21 protein-coding genes and 1 tRNA gene are annotated in these 21,562 nt (G+C 46.8%); 14 read left to right on the forward strand and 8 right to left on the reverse strand.

Annotation, left to right across the window (positions count from 1 at the left end):
* Positions 1-333: 333 nt before the first annotated feature.
* Both N530_RS19330 and N530_RS17575 read left to right on the forward strand, forming a co-directional pair.
* Positions 334-894: a hypothetical protein gene (locus tag N530_RS19330; protein WP_202899038.1), complete on the forward strand. Its 561-nt coding sequence runs from the start codon at positions 334-336 to the stop codon at positions 892-894.
* Positions 875-1,954: a site-specific integrase gene (locus N530_RS17575; RefSeq protein WP_162150942.1), complete on the forward strand. Its 1,080-nt coding sequence runs from the start codon at positions 875-877 to the stop codon at positions 1,952-1,954. The genes N530_RS19330 and N530_RS17575 overlap by 20 nt, the downstream gene beginning before the upstream one ends.
* A 95-nt stretch (positions 1,955-2,049) precedes the next feature.
* On the opposite strand, the gene N530_RS0107030 is transcribed toward N530_RS17575, so the two are convergent.
* Positions 2,050-2,126: transfer RNA gene (locus N530_RS0107030), tRNA-Ile, on the reverse strand.
* A 232-nt stretch (positions 2,127-2,358) separates the two neighbouring features.
* Here N530_RS0107030 and N530_RS0107035 point away from each other — a divergent pair.
* Positions 2,359-3,090 carry an SIMPL domain-containing protein gene (locus N530_RS0107035; protein WP_026480124.1) on the forward strand — a complete coding sequence of 244 codons (732 nt, stop codon included), beginning with the start codon at positions 2,359-2,361 and terminating at the stop codon, positions 3,088-3,090.
* A 67-nt stretch (positions 3,091-3,157) separates the two neighbouring features.
* On the opposite strand, the gene N530_RS0107040 is transcribed toward N530_RS0107035, so the two are convergent.
* The 4 genes from N530_RS0107040 to N530_RS0107055 form a co-directional block, all read right to left on the reverse strand.
* Positions 3,158-3,754, reverse strand: a complete 597-nt coding sequence (locus N530_RS0107040) for a hypothetical protein (protein WP_051540807.1) — start codon at positions 3,752-3,754, stop codon at positions 3,158-3,160.
* Positions 3,755-3,758: 4 nt separating this feature from the next.
* Positions 3,759-4,166 (reverse strand): ketosteroid isomerase-related protein, encoded by a 408-nt coding sequence (locus tag N530_RS0107045; RefSeq protein WP_026480126.1) that lies wholly within the window; start codon positions 4,164-4,166, stop codon positions 3,759-3,761.
* Between the two features lie 67 nt (positions 4,167-4,233).
* Entirely contained in the window at positions 4,234-4,686 is a 453-nt protein-coding gene (locus tag N530_RS0107050) for a YcgN family cysteine cluster protein (protein WP_026480127.1), read from the reverse strand.
* A 34-nt stretch (positions 4,687-4,720) separates the two neighbouring features.
* Positions 4,721-5,188, reverse strand: a complete 468-nt coding sequence (locus tag N530_RS0107055; protein ID WP_026480128.1) for a DUF721 domain-containing protein — start codon at positions 5,186-5,188, stop codon at positions 4,721-4,723.
* Between the two features lie 96 nt (positions 5,189-5,284).
* Here N530_RS0107055 and mutY point away from each other — a divergent pair, with 96 nt between their 5' ends.
* Positions 5,285-6,349 (forward strand): A/G-specific adenine glycosylase, encoded by a 1,065-nt coding sequence (gene mutY, locus N530_RS0107060; protein ID WP_026480129.1) that lies wholly within the window; start codon positions 5,285-5,287, stop codon positions 6,347-6,349.
* 18 nt (positions 6,350-6,367) lie between these two features.
* Entirely contained in the window at positions 6,368-6,973 is a 606-nt protein-coding gene (locus N530_RS17580) for an HAD family phosphatase (RefSeq protein WP_035266578.1), read from the forward strand.
* An 89-nt stretch (positions 6,974-7,062) separates the two neighbouring features.
* Here N530_RS17580 and N530_RS0107070 read toward each other — a convergent pair whose 3' ends face one another.
* Complete coding sequence (locus N530_RS0107070) at positions 7,063-8,205, reverse strand: site-specific DNA-methyltransferase (protein WP_035266582.1); 1,143 nt, start codon at positions 8,203-8,205, stop codon at positions 7,063-7,065.
* 254 nt (positions 8,206-8,459) lie between these two features.
* Here N530_RS0107070 and N530_RS0107075 point away from each other — a divergent pair, with 254 nt between their 5' ends.
* The 3 genes from N530_RS0107075 to N530_RS0107085 are packed head-to-tail and all read left to right on the forward strand — an operon-like array spanning position 8,460 to position 12,247.
* Complete coding sequence (locus tag N530_RS0107075; RefSeq protein ID WP_026480131.1) at positions 8,460-10,223, forward strand: sugar phosphorylase; 1,764 nt, start codon at positions 8,460-8,462, stop codon at positions 10,221-10,223.
* Positions 10,223-11,029 carry a mannosyl-3-phosphoglycerate phosphatase gene (locus tag N530_RS0107080; protein ID WP_035266584.1) on the forward strand — a complete coding sequence of 269 codons (807 nt, stop codon included), beginning with the start codon at positions 10,223-10,225 and terminating at the stop codon, positions 11,027-11,029. The genes N530_RS0107075 and N530_RS0107080 overlap by 1 nt, the downstream gene beginning before the upstream one ends.
* 3 nt (positions 11,030-11,032) lie before the next feature.
* A complete protein-coding gene (locus N530_RS0107085; protein ID WP_026480133.1) occupies positions 11,033-12,247 on the forward strand; it encodes a glycosyl transferase in 1,215 nt (404 codons plus the stop codon).
* A gap of 7 nt (positions 12,248-12,254) precedes the next feature.
* Here the strand turns inward: N530_RS0107085 and N530_RS0107090 are convergent, their stop codons facing one another.
* Complete coding sequence (locus N530_RS0107090) at positions 12,255-12,824, reverse strand: hypothetical protein (RefSeq protein ID WP_018689371.1); 570 nt, start codon at positions 12,822-12,824, stop codon at positions 12,255-12,257.
* 237 nt (positions 12,825-13,061) lie between these two features.
* Here N530_RS0107090 and thrC point away from each other — a divergent pair, with 237 nt between their 5' ends.
* Genes thrC through N530_RS17590 form a run of 4 tightly spaced genes read left to right on the forward strand, consistent with a single transcriptional unit; the run spans position 13,062 to position 19,371 of the window.
* Positions 13,062-14,453 carry a threonine synthase gene (thrC, locus tag N530_RS0107095; RefSeq protein ID WP_026480134.1) on the forward strand — a complete coding sequence of 464 codons (1,392 nt, stop codon included), beginning with the start codon at positions 13,062-13,064 and terminating at the stop codon, positions 14,451-14,453.
* Positions 14,454-14,508: 55 nt separating this feature from the next.
* Complete coding sequence (locus tag N530_RS0107100) at positions 14,509-15,822, forward strand: pitrilysin family protein (protein WP_026480135.1); 1,314 nt, start codon at positions 14,509-14,511, stop codon at positions 15,820-15,822.
* A gap of 23 nt (positions 15,823-15,845) precedes the next feature.
* The gene (locus N530_RS17585; protein ID WP_051540829.1) at positions 15,846-16,460 is read left to right on the forward strand and encodes a GNAT family N-acetyltransferase; all 615 of its coding nucleotides are present in this window, start codon (positions 15,846-15,848) and stop codon (positions 16,458-16,460) included.
* Positions 16,461-16,497: 37 nt separating this feature from the next.
* Entirely contained in the window at positions 16,498-19,371 is a 2,874-nt protein-coding gene (locus tag N530_RS17590) for an EAL domain-containing protein (RefSeq protein WP_035266586.1), read from the forward strand.
* Between the two features lie 10 nt (positions 19,372-19,381).
* Here N530_RS17590 and N530_RS0107115 read toward each other — a convergent pair whose 3' ends face one another.
* Positions 19,382-19,975 carry a YqgE/AlgH family protein gene (locus N530_RS0107115; RefSeq protein ID WP_035266651.1) on the reverse strand — a complete coding sequence of 198 codons (594 nt, stop codon included), beginning with the start codon at positions 19,973-19,975 and terminating at the stop codon, positions 19,382-19,384.
* Positions 19,976-20,189: 214 nt separating this feature from the next.
* Between N530_RS0107115 and N530_RS18570 the strand changes: the two genes are divergently transcribed.
* Together N530_RS18570 and N530_RS0107125 are read left to right on the forward strand one after the other, a co-directional pair.
* Entirely contained in the window at positions 20,190-20,969 is a 780-nt protein-coding gene (locus N530_RS18570; RefSeq protein WP_051540808.1) for a protein-disulfide reductase DsbD domain-containing protein, read from the forward strand.
* A gap of 103 nt (positions 20,970-21,072) precedes the next feature.
* Complete coding sequence (locus N530_RS0107125) at positions 21,073-21,555, forward strand: peroxiredoxin (RefSeq protein ID WP_026480137.1); 483 nt, start codon at positions 21,073-21,075, stop codon at positions 21,553-21,555.
* The last annotated feature ends 7 nt before the right edge of the window (positions 21,556-21,562 follow it).

Below are 21,562 nucleotides of genomic sequence, written 5' to 3' on the forward strand. Positions count from 1 at the left end.
CTGGCATTTGCCAAAATACCTTTCCAAGCCAACAATTAGGTTTCGGTAATACGACAATCACCTGTTGCCTTCTCCGTCATTGGAGGGCTGCATCATGAAGCTTATTACTGTGATCAGCACGATCGAAGACATAATCGTACTTACTCCGACCTGTGCCCCTGACTTAGTGCGCAGAGATTACGTCAAGAACTTTGGCTCTGGCTACTTAATCGGCTGCTTCGTGCCACCTGCACATACCCGCATATGCGATATTCTCGCACGCGCTGAGCTTCGCTTTTCAAAATTCAGAGTGTCGCCCAGTGCTTACAGAATATCGCGCTGCAGAATCATTCGGTGGTTACTCTGGGAGATTTATGGCCGTCCCAACATCATCAAGGCCTATCGGCGCATCAGACGGCCAATCAACAAATTGATCAGCTTGTTGAGGTATTGTTTCATGGGCAGACCGAAGGAATAGTGAAGATGGTTAGTAATCCAACTGAATTGACTTTTTCGGGCCCGATATCGCCGGACTCGATAACCCTGCAAATGTCAAATTCAAAAAAGTTGAAAATACCCAACCAGTTTTCCAAAAATACAAAATATTTTTGCATCTTCGACAGCCATTTTAGACCTGAAGGAAAAAGTACAGGTTCTAAAGTGCAGCACAAACGGCCAAATGTTCGACCGATTTTATACAAGCGCATCAGCGCTGCGGCTGCGCTCGACATATCACCGGCCACATTCGATCTATGGGTTGAGCAAGGCTTGGTACCCAAAGGCCAAAAGATTGGAGGGTTAAGGATGTGGCGAATTAGCGAACTCGAAGCCGCCGTGGATGATCTTATTGAAGGCTTGAGCAACAGGAACGGACACCTTGATCATGGAGCAGCTTTTGAAGACTTTGAAGGCTAAAATTGGCCGAAAATATGTAATTTGCGACAAAGACCGGCATGGTAATTTGCGTTGGTATCTGCGCCTACGAGGCCGTCCCAAACATCGTTTCAACGAACTGCCGTTCAACGAAGATGGTCAAATCCGCACAGAATTCCTTCAGGAGTACGATGCAGCGTTCTCCAACGCTATCATTTCAAATGGTGTGGAGGAAGTGCCAGCAGATGATAATTATAGTCTGAATTTTTTACTGAAGCAGTATTTTGCTTCGCAAAAATTCCGTAAGCAGAAAGCGGTTACTCAAAGAGACAAACGTAGTGTTCTGGAAAAGTACGCCGCTGAGCACGGTCATCGTCCCTATCGAGGCTTCACGCGTAAGCATTTGCAAATGAGCGTATCGAAGCGGGCTGATACACCAGCAGCAGCAGACAAACTGATAAAATACCTAAAGGCGGTTTTTAATTGGGCAATTATAGAAGACTTGGCTGAAAAGAATCCGGCTATCGGCATCGAAAAAATAAATAGGACTGAAGGTCACCATGCTTGGAGTATGGAAGAAATTGAAAAATTTAGATCGGTTCATCCGATCGGCACAATGGCTCGTGCAGCCTTAGAACTGGCATTAAATACGGGTGCGAGAAGGGAAGATTTAATCAACTTAGGTCCGAAGAATTTGGTTGTGGATAAAATTACCTATACCCCTAGCAAGAGCACAAATAGTTCCAGCCAGAGTAGAGTTACTAATCCAATGTTTAGGAGCACCTTTGTGGCGATTGAAGCCACACGTCAAAAAGGACTGACGTTCCTTTTGAACGAGTATAATCGAGGCTTTACTGGCAACGGGTTTGGAAACCGTATGCGAAAGTGGTGCGATGAAGCTGACCTACCTCATTGCTCAACGCATGGGTTAAGAAAATCCGCGGCAATACGCCTTGCTTATGCAGGAGTAAGCGAGAGAGAACTCATGGCGGCCTTTGGTTGGAGCGATTCAAAAACTGCGCACTATTATATAAAACAGGCTGATAATGACCGCCTGTCAGATAGTGCGTTTGCCAAACTAATGGCAAATGAAGTGACATAAAGTGAACAAAAGTGTCCCACCGAAATTTACGAAATCTCGAAAGTGGGATTAAAACTTCAAATAACGCAATAAAATCAATACAAACAAGGGGGGAATGGTGGGCCCGGAGGGACTCGAACCCCCGACCAAGCGGTTATGAGCCGCCGGCTCTAACCAACTGAGCTACAGGCCCCACCTTGAAGTGTGCTGCATATTCCCTCAAACATTTTAGTCAATACTTATCTTAAAAAGACAAGCACCAAACTTGCGAAAAGGTTCAATGCTATTGCGGTTGGTTAGCCTATTCTTTTTGCTACGACAAGCGCCCAATTTATATCTTGGAAAAATTTTATTCTCGTCACAATCCTAGCACATATCCGATAGATAAGCTTCTTGAGGGATGAAACTTTAGAGGCGAATTTACTATGAAATTTTTGATGACACCCGCAATTGCTAGTCTAGCGGTACTTGGAGCCAGCGTTATGTCTTTGCCAGCCATGGCCGATGAATCACAAACACCCACGATCTCTGTTACTGGCAACGGCACCGCCAATGTTGCGCCGGATATGGCCATAATCTCAATGGGCGTGACCAAAGAAGCCGAAACGGCCCGCGAAGCATTAAACGCGAATACCGAGGCTATGAAAAAAGTGCTCGAAGAAATGCAAAGTGCAGGTATTGAAGCCCGCGATCTTCAAACATCTGATTTTTCCATTCAGCCGCAATATGTTTACCCAAATAACAGCAATGATGAGCAAAAGCCTCGTATTACCGGCTATGTTGTTCGCAACAGCTTGAGTGTGCGGGTGCGCGACCTTGAAAAAGTTGGCGATGTCTTGGATGCATCGGTCTCGCTTGGCGTTAATGATGGCGGCAATCTTGTTTTCACCAATGACAACCCTGATGAAGTCATCAATCAAGCACGCTCAAACGCTGTGAAAGACGCCATCGCTAAAGCCAAGACTTTGGCAGAAGCTGCCGGTGTGGAGCTTGGAGCGATTAAAACGATCAGCGAGCAAGCCAACAACGATGCGCCGCGCCCGATGGCCAAAATGCGCAGTATGGAAATGGTGGCATCAAGTGCGCCAGTGCCTATCGCCGCAGGCGAAAATAGCTATGATGTAACCGTCAATATTACATTCGAAATCGCACAATAATTCTTATTGTAAGTATTATCTTTTACTGCAAGATCAGCGTTGTCTTCTTCGCTGGTCTTGCGCCCCTTTAAGCTAGGCTTTTCATCCAGAAAGCCATCGGCTTTTCAGTTTCTTCCTTATCGCCAAGGTCTTTCCACGGAAAACTGCCTTTGATATCAGCAAGTTGCCCATACCCTAGACGCTGCCAAAATGCGTCGAGCGGCACATAGTCTTGAGGCTTTTCCGGCGCGTCAGCATTTCTGATAACCGCGCTGAACACAGCTTGATGAAACCCTTGCCGCACAGCCTCTGCTTCTCGTTGTTCAAAAAACTGTCTACCTGCGCCTAGCCCGCGAAAGGCTAGCAGAAGAACCGATTCTGCAAGATAGAAAACTTGAGAGATATCATAACCAGCCGATCGCAAGGGCGCTGCAAAGGCCTCATCATGATCGGCAAGCGGCATTGCTGTTGAGGCACCGACAATATCGCCTGCATAAAAAGCGCCGACCATAAAAGTGCGCTCATTGTCCACATATGAACGCAAATAAGTGCGCTCATAATCCATATCGCCATCATATAAATATGGCCATTCGCGAAACACCCTCATGCGCAAATATGCAAGATCATCAATGTAATGATGAAAATCCGAATGTGTTATCGGATGAATTTCTAGTTTCGCATCCACCAGATCAAGAAACCTGTGCGATCCAATCGTTCAAATTGTAATAGGTCGTAACGCGAGTGATTAATCCGTCATCAACCTCAAAGAATATGCCCGCAGGTAGATCGTAAGTTTGACCATTGGCTGCAGGCAAACCTTCTGCTGTTGCAATATATTTGCCATGCACCGTGAATTCAGCAGCAGCGCGAACGCCGCCTTCATCAACCATAATAGCGATATCTGTGAGCTCTTCTTTGTAATGGCGTGCCATCTCGCCATTGAACCAACGGAATTTATCTTTGCCAATCTGACGTTCACCCTGATTGATGTCATGCGCGACATCATCATGCAGCAGCGCAAGCATAGCTTCGCTATCGCTGTCATTGAAGGCTGCGAAGTATTTTGAAATGATTTCGTGGGTTGTGTTCTGGCTCATGAAATGTCCAATCCGCTAAGCTATGTTGTGCGCAAAGTTAAATCCTGCGCGAGGTGATCATGCAAGCTTAAAGCGAACCATCGACCAAGTGTTCCAAATATTCTCCATCATGGGTCATATCTTGCTCAAAGGCTGTCACCGCGCGTTGCATGGAAATGTCAGCCTTGTGGACACTGTTTGCATCACCGCTAATCAAAGGGTGCCAATCAAAAAGAGGTTTCCCCTCATTGAGCAAACGATAGGCACAAGTGGTTGGCAACCAAGCAATTTCACCAACATTTTGCGGTGTCAATTTCACGCAATCAGAGACTTTTTGTTGGCGGTTTTCATAATCTGAACAGCGGCAACTATCTGCATCAAACAAGCGGCAAGCAACCGTCGTGTAATAAATCTCATCGGTATCATCATCGATAAGCTTGGACATGCAGCATTTACCACAGCCATCGCATAGGGCTTCCCACTCACCAGCCGTCATTTCAGCCAGTGTTTTTTCTTCCCAGTAAGGTTTCTCTACAGTCACTTTATTTGCTCAGTTTTTCTAGTGGGTGATGCGATTACTTCTTATCGCGCATGACGCTTTGTCCAAACCGCTTGAGAGATTCTTTTAAGGCTTCATCCTCAATCCCGTCTGCCAGTCTATCTATCTTGCGTTTCTCACCCTCAGTGATGGGTTTCAAGCGCTTTTTCGGTTTTTTCTTTTCGATAGGTTTTTGCATGAGCTTAATGCGTGCGATTGCACGATATCCCATGAAAGCGTTCACGCGGTCTATGACTTCGCCTGTCTGGTGCTGAATGTGCAATGCGGCCATGCCTTCTGCTGCAACAAGAAGCGTGCCTGGTTGAAAGGCATCGTCTTCGCTGGTTCGGCTTGGCCAACGCACTTTGATCGGCATCGACATATCAGCCAAATCACGGCCTACGATTTCACTCCAAGCAGTAATCAACGCTGTTGATACCCCTGCCCGCTTGGCCAACAAAGGATCAAGAATTTTATTGATATATCCGGCTGCCGATTTCGACATCGTGATTTCCTTTGATTTGGCCCTTTCAATAGCCCTCATGCAGCAATTGCGCAAATTAGAGTTGATCTTTGTCCAGCGCTTTCGATACACCGCAGCATGGATGACACTCATAACATAAGCGCGAAACTGCTTGACTGGTACGATGTACACGCACGCGAATTGCCTTGGCGCATATCGCCGCAAGATCGTGCACGCGATGTTTTGCCAGATCCCTATCGTGTTTGGATGTCTGAAATCATGCTGCAGCAAACAACTGTCGCCACCGTGAAGGACTATTTTTTAAAGTTCACGGCCAAATGGCCAAATGTTGAAGCCTTATCAAAAGCCAGCGAAGATGATGTTCTACGCGCTTGGGCTGGTCTTGGTTATTATTCACGGGCGCGCAATTTAAAGAAATGCGCCGATATGGTGGTTGCCGAACATGGTGGCAATTTCCCTGCAGATGTTAAGGCGCTGAAAGCTTTGCCCGGTATTGGCGATTATACTGCCGCAGCCATCGCATCCATTGCCTTCGATATTCCAGCGCCTGTTGTGGATGGTAATGTGGAGCGTGTTTTTTCACGCCTTTTCGCTATTGATACGCCTCTGCCTGCTGCAAAACCGCTTATCAAGACCAAAGTTGATAGCGTTTTGTGCCCAATGAGGGCTGGTGATTTTGCACAGGCGACGATGGATTTAGGCGCAACGATCTGCACCCCTAAGAAACCAGCCTGCACGCACTGCCCTATCCGTGACAATTGCCGCGCGCTGGCTGATTTTGATCCAGAATTATTTCCTTATAAGCTCGCCAAGAAAGAAAAGCCCAAACGCAAAGGGGCAGCCTTTGTTGCCGTTTCGCCATCCGGTGATGTTTTATTGGAGCAACGCCCATCAACCGGGCTTTTAGCGTCCATGGCGCAGGTGCCAACAACCGAATGGACCTCGCGCCAAGACGGTGTATCAGACATCAATGGCGCACCATTTTCTGCTGACTGGAAACATCGCGGCACAATCCGCCATGTTTTTACGCATTTTGAACTCGAACTCATTGTATGGCACGCGGAAAATGTACATTCTGACGGTGAAAACTATTGGTGGTCAACGCGCGAAAATTTGCCTGATGAAGCGCTGCCCACTGTCATGAAAAAAGTAATTTCATGTGCCATACCTGAGCTCTTTTAAAACAATGATTGAGTAATAATGACTGAGATAAAACACATCGTTTTCGATATTGGACAAATCCTGATCCATTATGATCCGAATATTCCCTTTTCAAACCTCATTCCAGATGAAGAAAAGCGTCAATTTTTCTTTGACAGAATATGCACGAGCGCATGGAATATTGAGCAAGATCGTGGCCGCACATGGCCAGAGGCTGAAGCGTTGTTGATTGCAGAATACCCTGATTGGGAAACTGAAATTCGCGCTTTTCGCAAGCATTGGCACGAAATGGTTTCCCACGCTTTGGATGAGCGTGTCGGCCACTTATTGCGCCTTCAAGACGAAGGCCATGATGTAACGCTGCTTACCAATTTTGCATCTGACACTTTTCGCCAAGCGCAAGAAATGTATCCATTCTTGAAAACAGGGCGCGGCGTTACGGTTTCCGGTGATGTCAAACTCATCAAACCTGACCCAGCCATTTATGAACTACATGTAGAAACATTTGATCTTGAACCATCAAAAACACTGTTCATTGATGATAGCCTGCCCAACATCGAAGCCTGCCGCGCACTTGGCTGGCACGGCATTCATTTGACACCAGATATGGACCTTGCCCCTGAGCTTCACAAACTCGGGCTTTAAAACCGAAAACGCTCCGGCATTTCTGACGGAGCGTTCTCTCAGTAGGCTTGGTACGAGATACTGGAGGCCAAGCTAAGTTCTATATTCTTTTAAGCGCCTGCTTTTGACATTTGATCGCGCACAATCTGGCGCAAGCTATCAATCGGCATAAGTTTTTTGGTTTTCGGACACTCAAAATGCCAGAACGTCCAACCATTGCAGGCATCTAGTTCTTGAACTGTTGCGCCCATTTTATGAATTGAGGCTTGAACACCATCGCGTGACAATGAGCCATCGGCCTGCACTGTTGCTGTCCAGCGGCGTTTTGTATCGGTTAATTCCATGCCTGAATTGACGAGTCCGGCATCAATCAAAGCGGAAAATGCGACACGCGGTTCGGCGCGTTTACTTGTTACAATTTTCAAATCATGCGCTGGCAGTTCATCAACAGCATTAATACGTGCAGTTGCTGCATCAATATAATCTTGTTCACGTTCAATGCCGATAAAATTACGGCCCAAACGCTTTGCAACTGCGCCGGTTGTACCTGTGCCAAAGAATGGATCAAGGATCACGTCACCCGGCTTAGACGCACTCATGAGAACGCGAGCGAGCAATGCTTCCGGTTTCTGCGTTGGGTGAACCTTATTGCCGTCTTCGCCTTTGAGACGTTCGCCGCCATTACAGATTGGAAACAGCCAATCAGAACGCATTTGAACATCATCATTCGCTGCCTTCATCGATTCATAATTGAAGGTGTAGCCTTTGCCCTTTTGATCTTTCGATGCCCAAATCATTGTTTCATGCGCATTAGCAAAACGACGGCCACGAAAGTTTGGCATTGGATTGGTTTTGCGCCAAATCACATCGTTCAAAATCCAGAAGCCCAAATCTTGCATCTTCGCGCCAACGCGGAAGATGTTATGATATGAGCCAATGACCCAGATCGTACCATTTGGTTTCAAGACACGGCGCGCCGCTAAAAGCCAAGCACGGGTGAAATCATCGTAAGCTTGAAATGAATCAAACTGATCCCAATGGTCATCAACCGCATCGACTTTTGATTGGTCAGGGCGCTGGAGGTCGCCCTGAAGTTGTAGGTTATAGGGTGGGTCGGCAAAGATCATATCGACGGAGTTATCCGGCAATTTATCCATTGCTGCCACGCAGTCCCCTTTCATAATTGTATTCACATATGATGGGACTGCTGTGACAGTTGTTTTGGCCGATCTGGCCAGGTGTACGCGAGACATGAAGCACCTGATTACAAAATTACTCTATGTCCCTATGGTTACTGATCAGGGTAAACGTCTGGTGAACGTTTATGGTTAATGACAATTAAATTGTGTTAATTTGAATTTTACATATGCCCTTGAACTTCAATGACTTGTCGCTCAGTGCCTAAAATTTAAGCAGACATGAAAACATTTGTGCAGCGCAATGGCTGGACAGTTTGCGACCTCTGCCCCCAAATACATATTTGATAGATTCAGTGACGGAGTTGTTCGTGCTAGAAACGCAATCTGAAAAAGCATCCCAGCGTTTAATGAACAATCTGGCTCAGCTCGTTGCAGCCGTTTATCCAGAACATGATACCCAAACGCTCAGCCAAAATGTGATTGATCGCTTTTGGCAAAATGACAAACGGCCACGCATGCGTGGGCGCGTTGCTGGAAATGCGCAATGGAGCGAAAAAGACAATTATCTGATCGCCTATGGCAATACGATTATTGACGGTGAGCACAAGCCACTTGATTTATTGCGTGACTTTGCAGAACAGCACTTGGAAGGCACGATAAACGGGATCCACATTTTACCGTTTTTCCCTTTTACTTCCGATGATGGTTTTGCTGTGACGGACTACCGACAGGTCAATAGCGAGCTTGGTGCTTGGGAAGACATTACAAGAATCAGCGAGCATTTTCGCCTAATGTCTGATCTCGTCTTGAACCATGGCTCAAGCCAAAGCGTATGGTTTAATGAGTATCTGCAAGGCCATGCGCCCTATGATAAGTATTTTTTCGAAGCATCGCCTGACGATGATTTGAGCGACGTTGTTCGCCCAAGAGCGCACCCTCTTCTGCGCGAAGTTGAAACAGCCAATGGCACCAAGCATGTGTGGTGCACATTTAGTCACGACCAAGTGGATTTCGATTTTCGCAATCCAGATGTGTTGTTAGAATTTCTAGAAATTCTTCGGTTTCATATCGATATGGGCGTGCGCACAGTGCGCCTTGATGCTGTTGCTTTTCTTTGGAAACAAGCAGGTACGAGCAGCATCCATTTAAAGCAAACACATGACATCGTGAAAATAATGCGTTTGCTTTGTGATTACTGCGAAGAACGCGTCATATTGATCACCGAGACCAATGTACCGCGCGCTGAAAATCTTAGTTATTTCGGTAATCGCAATGAAGCGCATATGGTCTATAATTTTTCATTACCGCCATTGGTGCTTCACGCGCTTCTCAAAGGGACGTCAAAATACTTAAAAGCATGGCAAATGAGTATGCCGCCCGCTCAACTTGGATGCACCTATTTCAATTTTACCGCCTCTCATGACGGCATAGGGTTGCGCCCAGCAGAAGGCATTATTCCAAACGATCAGCTCACTGAAATGCTCAACACAGTTCAAAGTTTCGGTGCGCGCGTTTCAATGCGCGAGACGAAAGACGGGCCTAAACCATATGAGCTTAATGTTGCGCTTTATGATGCGTTTAAAGGCACCGTGGATGGCATCGACGAGTATCAGGCAGCAAGATTTATTTGCAGCCAAACAATCGCTATGGGCTTAGAAGGCATACCAGCTTTCTACTTCCATTCGCTTGTGGCTGCGGGCAACGATAGCGAAGGCGTTGAACGTCTAGGTTATAACCGCGCAATCAACCGCGCGCGGTTTGATTATTCTGAATTACGGGCCGAATTAAGCAACTCGAAAAGCCCTCAAGCTATTGTATTTAATCAACTTAAACGCAGAATAAGAATCCGCAGTAAACAGCCAGCATTTCATCCAAACGCAACGCAATTTACTCTGCATCTTGGCGACGAAATTTTCGGATTTTGGCGACAAAGTCTTGATCGGGCGCAATCTATTTTCGCCATTTCAAATCTTACAAAAGATGAAATTTCTCTGCCAGCGGTTTCGCTCAATCTCATTGATGGCAATGACTGGATGGATTTGCTGACCGGCGCACCAATCCAATCGCTTGAGGGAGATTTAACGCTTACTCCATATCAAACCATGTGGATCACGAACCGGATGGCCAATTGATGGCAGATCGCAATCTTCTCATCTTTACTGATCTTGATGGCACTTTGCTGGACCATGAAACTTATAGCTATGAAGCGGCATTGTCAGCTATTGAGTTGTTACGGCAGCGCGGCATCGGACTTGTGCTCGCATCTTCCAAAACGGCTGCTGAAATAGCGCCTCTTCGTGCCGAGTTAGGGTTTTCACATTGCCCAGCAATCGTTGAAAATGGCGCAGGGCTTATGCTCCCTCATATGCAAGCGGGTGAAGCATCTGGAGATTACGAGAAAATTCAATCAGCCCTCAATATGCTGCCCAATGAACTGCGCTCGCAATTTACAGGTTTTTCGCAAATGAGTGTTGAGGATGTTATTGCTGTGACAGGCCTTACACGCGAAGCCTCGCAACTTGCTAAGAAACGGCAGTTTTCTGAACCCGGTATCTTTCATGGCAATCGGGAACAACGAGAAGCGTTTGTGGAGGCTGCAAAAGCCGCAGGATTAATTGCCAAACAAGGCGGCCGTTTTCTAACATTCTCATTTGGAGGCGACAAAGCCGAACAGATGCAAGCAATTCTAGCAAAACAAGAAAATGAAACTATCTCAATAGCGCTTGGCGACGCACCCAACGACATTGCCATGCTTGAGGCTGCAGATATTGGTGTCATTATTGCGAACCCAGCACATGATAAAATTAAGCATCTTATTGGTGAAGATCATGGTAAAATTATACGCGCGTCCAAGAACGGTCCTGAAGGCTGGAACCTAGCTGTGCTCAAACTCGTTGAAGACCATGGCGCTTTAAAATCAATCAAAAGTAAGGATTAGATAATGGGTGACTTCCACCAGAATGGAAGTGTTGCGACACTTCATAATCTATCAAAAATGCCTGTTGATGACATTGAAAACCAACTGCGTTCATTTGCACAAAACCGGAAGATTACACTCATATTACCATCGCTCTTTTCAGAGCTACAAACGCCAGCGCTTGCAGGTATTGTCGATGAATTATGCAATGCAGACTATATCAGTAATATCGTTATTGGTCTGGATCAAGCGAATGAAGAAGAGTTCAAATTTGCAAAACAGTACTTTTCCATTTTGCCTCAAAATCACGATATTTTATGGAATGATGGGCCGCGCTTACGTGCAATTCACGACCGCTTAGCAGACGCAGATATCGCCCCGAAAGAAGCAGGCAAAGGCCGTAATGTCTGGTATTGCATTGGCTATACACTGGCCTCACAAAACTCAGACGTGGTCGCACTGCATGACTGCGATATTGTAACTTATAAACGCGAGATGCTGGCGCGGCTTGTCTATCCTGTCGCAAACCCCAACTTCCCCTATCAGTTTTGCAAAGGTTATTATCCGCGCATCGCTGATGGTAAGTTAAACGGGCGCGTAACCCGCCTTCTCGTCACGCCCTTGCTGCTCGCATTACAAAAAACCTGTGGCCACAATGATTATGTCGAATATTTACAAGGCTTTAGATATCCGCTTGCTGGCGAATTCGCTATGCGTACATCGATCTTACCTAATATGCGTATTCCGTCCGATTGGGGTTTAGAGATTGGTGTTCTTTCTGAAGTTTGGCGTAACTTGAACCGCAACTCGGTTTGCCAAGTCGACATTTCAGATGCTTACGACCACAAACACCAACCGCTTTCAAAAGAAGATGCGAATAAGGGCCTGTCGCGCATGTCGGCGGACATTGCAAAGGCACTCTTTCGCAAGCTCGCCACGGACGGCGTTACATTTAGCAACGAACGATTCCGCACCTTAAAGGCAACCTATTATCGCACCGCTCTCGATTTGATTGAAATGTACTACAACGATGCGATTTTCAACGGATTACACGTTGATCGCCATACGGAAGAAGAAGCGGTAGAGCTATTTGCGGCCAACATCGTCGAGGCTGGCCACACCTTCCTTGAGAACCCGATGGAAACACCTTTCATTCCAAATTGGAGCCGTGTCCAATCTGCAGATCCTGATATTTTACCGGATATTCTTTCTGCCGTTAATGCAGATAAAAAAGTCTAACGGCTAATCACGGCGTACCGTATGGGCCTTCATCAAAACCAACCAAGATTTGCAAGTTACGCACACTCGGTTCCGGCAAGACAATCTGGTCATCTTTATAAATGAACTGAGATGCACCAGCACCTGGCGTCACCGTAACATCGAATTTGCCAAGGCGCGAATAAGGCAAGCCTTCGCCTGATTTAACCGCCACACGAATTGGCATATTAATATTGCCGCCCGTGCCTTTTGGACCATTCACGACACGGCCAGCTGCCGCAACAGTGATGAAGAGCTGCCCATTGCGATATTTACAAGTGCGCGTGACATCTGAAATTAGCGCCTGATAAATAACCTCATCGGCGTTACCATCATTACCTTTTGTGTAGGTTCTGAAATATGCGGTCCCATCATTAAGGGTCACACGCGGACAATAAGCACGCAGATCGTCTTCCGTGACCTTGTCCTCAGCCACATCCAATGTGTCTTGCGTTGTTGCTGTTTGGCAAGAAGCCAAAGCTATTGCCGAGATAGCCAATACACCAGCACGTACGAACTTACCTAAATCCAAGCTCTTATCACTCGCTAACAATGCCATTTTTCACCCTTTGCCTACACTCGCAACGCTTTTCAGCGGATATGAATTCACATTTCTCTTCTATGCGCAATTGGGCAGCAATAGGTCAACTCTTGATCTATTTATAGCCACAAGGCATTTCCCTCTTATTTTTACGCGCAATCCTTTGCAGCGCAAAGAAAATTACGCTAATGAGCGGCAGACTTTAAAGCGAAAGCATAATTATGCTTCCTCATATCTTAAAGGTTTTTTAGAGCAGTGAAATATGTTTCGACACGTGGACAAGCCACGGCCCTTAGTTTCCGAGACACGATGCTGGCAGGTCTTGCCTCTGATGGCGGGCTTTTTGTTCCTGAAAGCTGGCCGCAATTCTCCCATGATGAAATCGCCAAACTGGCTGGAAAGTCATATTCTGATGTGGCTATTGAAATCATGTGGCCTTTTGTTGAAGGCGAGATAGAACGCGCAGCTTTTGAAAGCATTGTTCGTGAAAGCTACGCGACATTTCGGCACGACGCCGTTTGCCCTTTGGTCCAAACGGGCGACAACGAGTTTCTACTAGAGCTTTTTCATGGCCCAACGCTGGCTTTCAAAGATGTTGCAATGCAGCTTATCGGCCGCTTAATGGATCATGTTCTAACTGAGCGTGACCAACGTGCGACGATTGTTGGTGCAACGTCAGGTGATACTGGCGGCGCGGCAATTGACGCCTTTGCTGGCCGTGATCGCACTGACATGTTTATCCTGTTTCCAGAGGGGCGTGTTTCGCCTGTTCAGCAGCGCCAGATGACGTCATCAACGGCCTTAAACGTTCACGCATTAGCGATTGACGGTAATTTTGACGACTGCCAAGCGCATGTAAAATCCATGTTTAACCATGCTGACTTCCGCAATAGCGTTAGTCTTTCAGGCATCAATTCGATCAACTGGGCACGGATCATGGCCCAAATCGTTTATTATTTCACAAGCGCTGTCTCATTGGGTGCACCGCACCGCACCGTTTCGTTCTGCGTACCGACAGGCAATTTTGGTGACATATTTGCAGGCTATGCTGCAAAACAAATGGGCCTTCCCATCGACAAATTGATCATTGCAACAAATGACAATGATATTTTGGCGCGCACATTGGAAACCGGCTCATATTCCATGTCGGGCGTTGTTGAAACAACATCTCCTTCTATGGACATTCAGATTTCATCAAATTTTGAACGCCTTCTTTATAAGGCTTCTGGTGATGATGACCGTGAAGTTACAGCCTATATGGGCACGCTCAAACAATCTGGTGAGTTCACAATTAAACCGGAAACACTCAAAGCAATCCGTTCAGATTTTTTAGCGGGTCGGGCGGATGTTGGGCAAACCAAACAAACAATCAAAGATGTTGCCGAGCAGTGTAGCTATACGCTTGACCCACATAGCGCTATCGGCGTTCATGTGGCGCGCAATCACAAGCGCGATGGCGTGCCTATGATTGTTCTTGGAACGGCACATCCGGCCAAATTTCCAGATGCCGTCAAACAAGCGACAGGCGTTGAACCTGCTTTACCTGCATGGCTAGGTGATCTTATGTCTCGTAAAGAAAACTTTACCCCCCTTTCATCTGACCTAAAAATAATAGAAGATTACATTTCAAAGCACACACGTGCTTAAAATAATAACAAGTCGGCGTTTTTAAAACTAACATGACCGGCACGGGAGCATATTGATGACGGTGGAGACAACCGTATTGGCAAACGGAATTACCGTTGCCACTCAACATTTTGTACATGTCGAAAGTATTTCTCTTGGCATGTGGGTAAAAGCTGGCTCCCGCAACGAGTTGATTGATGAGCATGGCATTGCTCATTTGCTCGAGCATATGGCTTTTAAAGGCACAACAAATCGAACGGCTCAAAAGCTCGTCGAGTCGGTGGAAAATGTAGGCGGCGATATCAATGCCGCAACGAGCGTAGAAACCACATCCTATTATCTGCGGATGCTCAAAGAAGACACAGAACTTGGTGTCGATATTCTTGCTGATATTTTGCAAAACGCAAAATTTGATGAAGATGAACTTGCCCGTGAAAAACACGTTATTCTTCAAGAATTAGGCGCTGCAAATGATACGCCTGATGATTGTGTATTTGATCGCTTTACAGAAGCAGCATACCGCCATCAGACATTGGGACGCTCTATCTTAGGCACCCGCGAAACACTTAAATCTTTCACTCCAGATATGATCCGCGGATATATTAACCGCGAATATTCAGGCGAGCGCATGGTTTTCGCAGCAACCGGCGCGGTCGATCATGATGAAATCGTAAAGCTGGTCGAATCTCGTTTTTCTACCATTCAGAAAAAATCAAACTATTCGACATCACCCGTTGCTCATTATGTGGGCGGTGATTACCGCGAACCGCGTGCTTTGGAAGACACACAGCTGGTTCTAGGGTTTGAAGGTCGCGCCTATCATGTGCGTGATTATTACGCGAGCCAAGTCCTTGCGATGCTGCTTGGCGGCGGCATGTCTTCACGCCTGTTCCAAGAAATCCGAGAAAAACGCGGGCTGTGCTACTCCATTTATGCGTTCCATTGGGGATTTTCTGACACCGGCATTTTCGGCGTTCATGCTGCCACTGAGCCTGGCGATCTTCCCGAGCTTGTTGAGTTGATTTTACGCGAACTCAAGCGCGCGTCGCAAGATATTAGCGATATTGAGTTGCACCGTGCACGAGCGCAATTCCGTGCATCATTGTTGATGTCTGGCGAAAGCGCGCCTGCGCGTGCAGGACAAATCGCGCGGCAAATTCTCTTATTTGGGCGTCCTATTCCAAACGCTGAACTTTTATCGCGTCTCGACAATTTGGATAAGGGGCGTATCAACGATCTTGCAAACCGCTTGTTTACAGCCTCTAAGCCTACAATTTCGGCTGTTGGGCCAGTCGAAAATTTGCTGGACATGCGTGAGATTACAGAAAAACTCGCTCAGTTTGGCGATCAAGGAACGGTACATCATCGCGCTCCTTCTGCTGCAGAATAACACTGCAAAATGGGGTCGGCGTGATTTTTTCGATAATATCAGGCGCGACGGCTGATCCGGTTACCAGAGGAAAAACAGTCCAACTGCGCTTTCCCCATGCTTCGGATTACGCAGCATGGGCACGTCTTCGCGCTGCAAGCTCTGAGTTCTTGCAGCCTTGGGAGCCGCGTTGGCCAAGCGATGATTTGACGCGCGACTCCTATCGCAAAAGGCTTAAGCGCTACAATCAAGAGATTAAGGCTCAAACCGGCTTTCCTTTTTTTATAGAACGGCGATCTGACAAAGCACTTTTGGGTGGGATAAGTCTGGGACATGTTCGGCGCGGTGTTTCCCAATCGGGTCAAATAGGCTATTGGATTGGTAAGGATTTTGCAGGCCAAGGACATATGCGTGAAGGATTGGAATTATTATGCAATTTTGCATTTTCCAGTTTAAATCTTCATCGTTTGGAGGCCGCCTGCGTCCCCTCTAATGAGCGTTCAATTGGACTCCTTGAAAAAGCCGGATTCGAGCGTGAAGGACACTTGAGGTCATACTTAAAAATTAACGGCAACTGGCAGGACCATATTTTGTATTCACGTATTAACCCATTTCATGGCGCGGACTTTGGCTCGCGAACTGACAAAAGGGACGCGTGAAATGGCTTTTCAGAGAACCCATTGCTTGAAAACGTGTATGCACATGCTGCTTGTTTGCAGTGCATTGCTTTTATCTGCGCTCAGCGCCTTTAGTGCAGAAACAATTTCCATCAACCGCGATGATACTGCGCTTGATCTGACGAAGGCGATTTCAATATTTAGAGATCGAGGCGAAACCTTTCAGGTTTCTACGGCGCCTGATTCTGAAGGCATTGTGCGCACGATTGAAGTGCAAGCAAGCAATCGCGAAACAGCTGGCGATTGGGCTGTGATGGTGCTGGCCAATACAACCGATCAACAGATTGACCGCTTGATTGTGGCACCGCATTTTAGAATGGCAGGCTCTGGTCTCCTATGGCCTGATTTAGGGTCAGACCGCATTGTTGCAATGACGCCGAGCTCTGGTTTCTCTCTTGATCGTCTTGACAGTAATGATGCTGATATCTTTTCGATCACGCTGAACCCGGGTTCCGTTGTTACTCTTGTCGCAGAGCTTTCCTCGCCCAACTTGCCGCAAGTTTATTTGTGGGAAGAAAGTGCCTATAAGGAAATCGAGAACTCCTACACATTTTATCGCGGTATTGTGCTGGGCATTTCAGGGCTTCTAGCCTTGTTTCTCACTATTTTATTCGTGGTTCGGGGCACCTCTACTTTTCCCGCAGCGGCGGCTCTTGCTTGGGCTGTTCTTGCCTATATCACCATTGATTTCGGCTTTATCGAACAACTTATTCCACTATCTAACGATGATCTGCGCACATGGCGCGCGCTATCAGAAGTAGCGATTAGTGCGACATTAGCGCTGTTTTTGTTCACCCATTTAAGCCTCAACAGGTGGAATGACTCGCTTCACTATGGAGCCATAGCTTGGGTTATCGCCATCGTTCTGCTCTCAAGCATCGTGCTTTATGATGCGACTATTGCTGCAGGCATTGCGCGTTTGGCGATGGCTGCGACAGCTGCTTTTGGTTTTGCATTGATCATCGTTCTCAGCCTTCGCGGTTTTGACCGCGCTATCATGCTCATACCAGCTTGGGCTTTGTTAATGGCTTGGATTTTTGGTGGATGGATGACCGTCACCGGCCAAGTGGACAACGACATCATTCAGCCGGCTTTAGCGGGTGGGTTGGTTCTGATCGTTTTGCTTATCGGCTTTACCGTTATGCAGCATGCGTTTTCTGGCGGTACATTCCAACAAAACCTATTCTCCAATGTCGAGTTACAAGCGCTTGCGGTCACCGGCTCTGGCGGGATTGTTTGGGACTGGGATGTTGGCCGAGATCGCCTGACCACAACACCAGACTTGGGCCGAAAATTAGGCATTGGCGTCGGCGCGCTACAAGGTCCGGCAAAAAACTGGCTAAAGCATATTCATTCTGATGACCGTGATAGTTTTCGAACTGCGCTTGATGCCGTGGTCGAACAACGCCGAGGAAAGATCAATCTCGATATACGTCTTATGACGCAAGAGAACCATTTTACTTGGTACAAAATCAAAGCGCGCCCTGTCGCTGGCGCCAATGGTGAAGTTATACGCTGTATTGGTACAGCCAGTGATGTCAGCGGTCAAAAACGTGCAGAAGAGCGCCTTTTGCATGATGCCGTACACGATAATCTGACCGGTCTGCCTAACCGGGAGTTGTTCTTTGACCGCATTCGTAGTGTGATGGCATTATCGGCTGTTGATACTGAAATTCGTCCAACTGTTTTCATTGTAGATTTGGACCGTTTCAAAGAAATCAATGATAATGTTGGCATTTCGGCTGGTGATACGCTGCTCATAACGGTTGCGCGTCGCCTCCGCCGTTTACTGCGTCCGCACGACACATTGGCCCGTATTGGCGGCGATGTATTTGGTATTTTGCTTCTGTCGGAAACAGACCCAACAGAAATCGCCAACCTTGCTGATCAACTTAAAAAGACAATCAAAGCCCCTATTTCTTTTGCCGAGCGTGAATTCGTCATTACACCATCGGTTGGTTTGGCAACTTGGGCACCATCTCGCGTGCAAGGCGATGATTTGTTCAAGGATGCAGAACTCGCGCTACACCAAGCCAAACGTTTTGGCGGTGACCGCGTAGAGCCTTTCCGTCCAGCTTTTCGCGATACCGCTGGAAACGAAGTGCAACTGGTTGCTGATTTAAGACGTGCGATTGAACGCTCTGAACTCACGCTGGCCTATCAACCGATCGTAAAAGCGGCAACGGGTCACGTATCTGGTTTTGAGGCACTGCTTCGTTGGAACCACCCGCGCCGCGGCGAAGTATCACCGTCTGAATTTGTACCATTGGCAGAAAAAAATGGCCTTATAAGCGATTTGGGTCGTTACGCGCTAGAGCTCGCAGCCATGCAGTTGATGGACTGGGATGCAATTATGGTTGACACGCCAATCTTCGTGTCAGTGAATGTATCTGCACAACAGGTCGGCCAACGTGATTTTGTAAATATGGTCGACGGTATTTTGGCTCGTTACCCTGTGCGTCATCACACTTTGAGATTAGAGATTACTGAAACGACATTAATGCAGAATCCGGAACAGAACTGCCGCGTTCTGGAAAACATCAAGAAGTCAGGCATTAAGCTTGCTATTGATGATTTTGGCACTGGATATTCGTCGCTTTCCTATCTGACACGTTTTCCGTTTGATACGCTGAAAATTGATCAGTCGTTTATGAGAAGCCAACCAACGAACCGCGATGTGATGCTGCGTTCAATTGTCGACATGGCTCATTCGCTCAATCTGGATGTTGTGTGTGAAGGTGTTGAAGACGATGAAGAGGTAACATTGCTACGTGGTCTGGGTGTCGACTACATACAGGGGTTTGTCGCTGGTGCAGCAATGAGTTCAACGGATGCAGCTGAAATTGTTATTCGTCAAAACCCGCTCATTATAACGGACGCTGCTGCTGAATAGATTTTAGCGCTTAGGCGCTTCCGGCTTGGGCAATAAAATGCGCAGGCGTTATACCCATTGCAACGAGCATGCGTTCATATTTTCCTTCGTGCCGTGGGTCAAACACGACATCAATATCTGCATCTAAAGTTAGCCATGCATTATCGGCGACCTCTTGCTCCAATTGCCCAGGGCCCCATCCAGCATAACCAAGCGACACTGCTAAACGTGACGGCCCTTCTCCATGAATAATAGAGCGTAGAATTTCGACATTTGAAGTCAGATAGACATGTTCACAAATCGGGATTGTTGTATCGCAGTGATAATCACCAGAATGTAAAACAAAGCCGCGGTGTTCATCGACAGGTCCGCCATAGCGTACCAAATTCGACGTTACGGCCGAGCTTTTAGAGATAGACTTTGTTTCTTGGCCAATATCTGTCTTGCTGATCAACTCTTTAATTGTCATATCGCACGGCTTATTGACCTGAAACCCCATAGCGCCATCATGTGAATGGGCGCACATATAGATGATTGACCGATCAAATATTGACGCCTCAAGCGTGGGCATAGCGAGCAGAAACTTGCCTTCGAATTGGCCTGTTTCCTCCCCTTTATCACTCATCAAATTGTCCATGCCATATATGCTCATTTGAAAATCGTAACATTCTGCCAAGAAATTGATAGCCTTAAACTGGAAGAGGACTTTCGCACCGATTACTCCAAGAAAATGCAAATGTGTATTTTCACGAAGAAATGATTGATTTTCAAAGATGTTGATTTGAGATTTTCACACCGCATGCGAATAAGAAAATATGAGATCATTTACGAAAATAGCGATGTTTACAGCATCATCACTCTTGTTGAGCAGCCAAGTTTCTTTGGCAGCCCAAACCGGTTGGCTCAAAACTGAAGGCGGTAATATTCGCATTATCACAGAGCCTTATATGCAAGGTGCAAGTAAAATACGCGGCGTCATTGACATTGACCTATTAGATGGTTGGAAGACCTATTGGCGCGATCCTGGCGCTGGTGGAATTCCGCCGAGTTTTGATTTTTCAAATACGGCGCTCGTTAATGCGGCCGACATACATTTCCCTGCGCCTACATGGGTGAAAAGCAGCTATGGCGATTTTGCTGGCTATAAACAGCCAATCCAAATCCCATTCACACTAGCGCTATCCAGCCCCGCAAAAGAAACGACTGTGAATGCGCGCTTGATGGTTGGTATCTGTGCTGAAATTTGCATACCGGCCTTTGATAACTTCTCAATTAAACTTGAAGAAGCGACCGGCTCTACACGCGATAGCGCGATTGTTATGAATGCCTTCTCTGCCCTGCCCAAAACGGCTACCGACCTTGGTGTTACAGTTAATCTGGAACACCTAAGCGACGTTGGCGCATACAATCTGCAACTCAATGGAAACCTTGATCAACTCCAACTATTCGTTTCGAGCAAAAACGGAATTCAATTTAAAAAACCGCTCTTGTTGAGCGAGACAAATGATCAAAAAACCTACCGCATTGAGCCGTTGCATGCGCTTGATCAAGACGTGAGCGTCGACCTCCTCATTACCGGAACAACGCCTCAAGGCTCATTTGAAATTAGCTGTCAATAGATTTCAGTGATTATTGGAAGATTGTTGCCTTAATCGCCCTTCTTATTTGCCTTAATGTGCTTATCTAACGGTATAAACATACATATATAATTCGGAGAATTTCATGATTTCGACTGGCGATAAACTACCTTCTATGGACCTGATGGTTATGACGAATGACGGCCCTGCAAAACAAGCCTCGTCGGAAATTTTCGACGGTAAAAAGGTTGTTCTGTTTGCTGTACCTGGCGCATTTACACCAACCTGCACCCTCAACCACTTGCCTGGTTATGTGGAAAATGCAGAAGCGATCAAAGCCAAGGGCGTTGATGATATCGCTGTGATTGCTGTAAACGACCCATTTGTGACCAAAGCTTGGGCAGATCAGGCGAACGCCAAAGGAAAAGTCACATTCCTATCTGATTGGGATGCAGGCTTTACCAAAGCTCTTGGTATGGAGACAGATCTTTCTGCCGCTGGCCTTGGCCAACGCTCAAAGCGTTTTTCTATGGTCGTCGACAACGGTGTTGTGACAGCGCTGAATGTTGAAGATTCACCGGGTGAAGCAACATTGTCAGGCGCAGCGAAAATGCTTGAAATTCTGTAATTAAATT

The sequence above is a fragment of the Ahrensia sp. 13_GOM-1096m genome (assembly GCF_000620605.1).
GTDB classification, from domain to species: Bacteria; Pseudomonadota; Alphaproteobacteria; order Rhizobiales; family Rhizobiaceae; genus Ahrensia; species Ahrensia kielensis.

Excerpts from the sequence above, each read along its gene's own strand:
- N530_RS0107035 (WP_026480124.1), top strand. The coding sequence starts at position 2,359 with ATGAAATTTTTGATGACACCCGCAATTGCTAGTCTAGCGGTACTTGGA.
- N530_RS0107045 (WP_026480126.1), bottom strand. The coding sequence starts at position 4,166 with ATGAGCCAGAACACAACCCACGAAATCATTTCAAAATACTTCGCAGCC.
- N530_RS0107055 (WP_026480128.1), bottom strand. The coding sequence starts at position 5,188 with ATGTCGAAATCGGCAGCCGGATATATCAATAAAATTCTTGATCCTTTG.
- mutY (WP_026480129.1), top strand. The coding sequence starts at position 5,285 with ATGGATGACACTCATAACATAAGCGCGAAACTGCTTGACTGGTACGAT.
- N530_RS17580 (WP_035266578.1), top strand. The coding sequence starts at position 6,368 with ATGACTGAGATAAAACACATCGTTTTCGATATTGGACAAATCCTGATC.
- N530_RS0107070 (WP_035266582.1), bottom strand. The coding sequence starts at position 8,205 with ATGTCTCGCGTACACCTGGCCAGATCGGCCAAAACAACTGTCACAGCA.
- N530_RS0107080 (WP_035266584.1), top strand. The coding sequence starts at position 10,223 with ATGGCAGATCGCAATCTTCTCATCTTTACTGATCTTGATGGCACTTTG.
- N530_RS0107085 (WP_026480133.1), top strand. The coding sequence starts at position 11,033 with ATGGGTGACTTCCACCAGAATGGAAGTGTTGCGACACTTCATAATCTA.
- N530_RS0107090 (WP_018689371.1), bottom strand. The coding sequence starts at position 12,824 with ATGGCATTGTTAGCGAGTGATAAGAGCTTGGATTTAGGTAAGTTCGTA.
- N530_RS0107100 (WP_026480135.1), top strand. The coding sequence starts at position 14,509 with ATGACGGTGGAGACAACCGTATTGGCAAACGGAATTACCGTTGCCACT.
- N530_RS17590 (WP_035266586.1), top strand. The coding sequence starts at position 16,498 with ATGCACATGCTGCTTGTTTGCAGTGCATTGCTTTTATCTGCGCTCAGC.
- N530_RS0107115 (WP_035266651.1), bottom strand. The coding sequence starts at position 19,975 with ATGAGTGATAAAGGGGAGGAAACAGGCCAATTCGAAGGCAAGTTTCTG.
- N530_RS18570 (WP_051540808.1), top strand. The coding sequence starts at position 20,190 with ATGTTTACAGCATCATCACTCTTGTTGAGCAGCCAAGTTTCTTTGGCA.
- N530_RS0107125 (WP_026480137.1), top strand. The coding sequence starts at position 21,073 with ATGATTTCGACTGGCGATAAACTACCTTCTATGGACCTGATGGTTATG.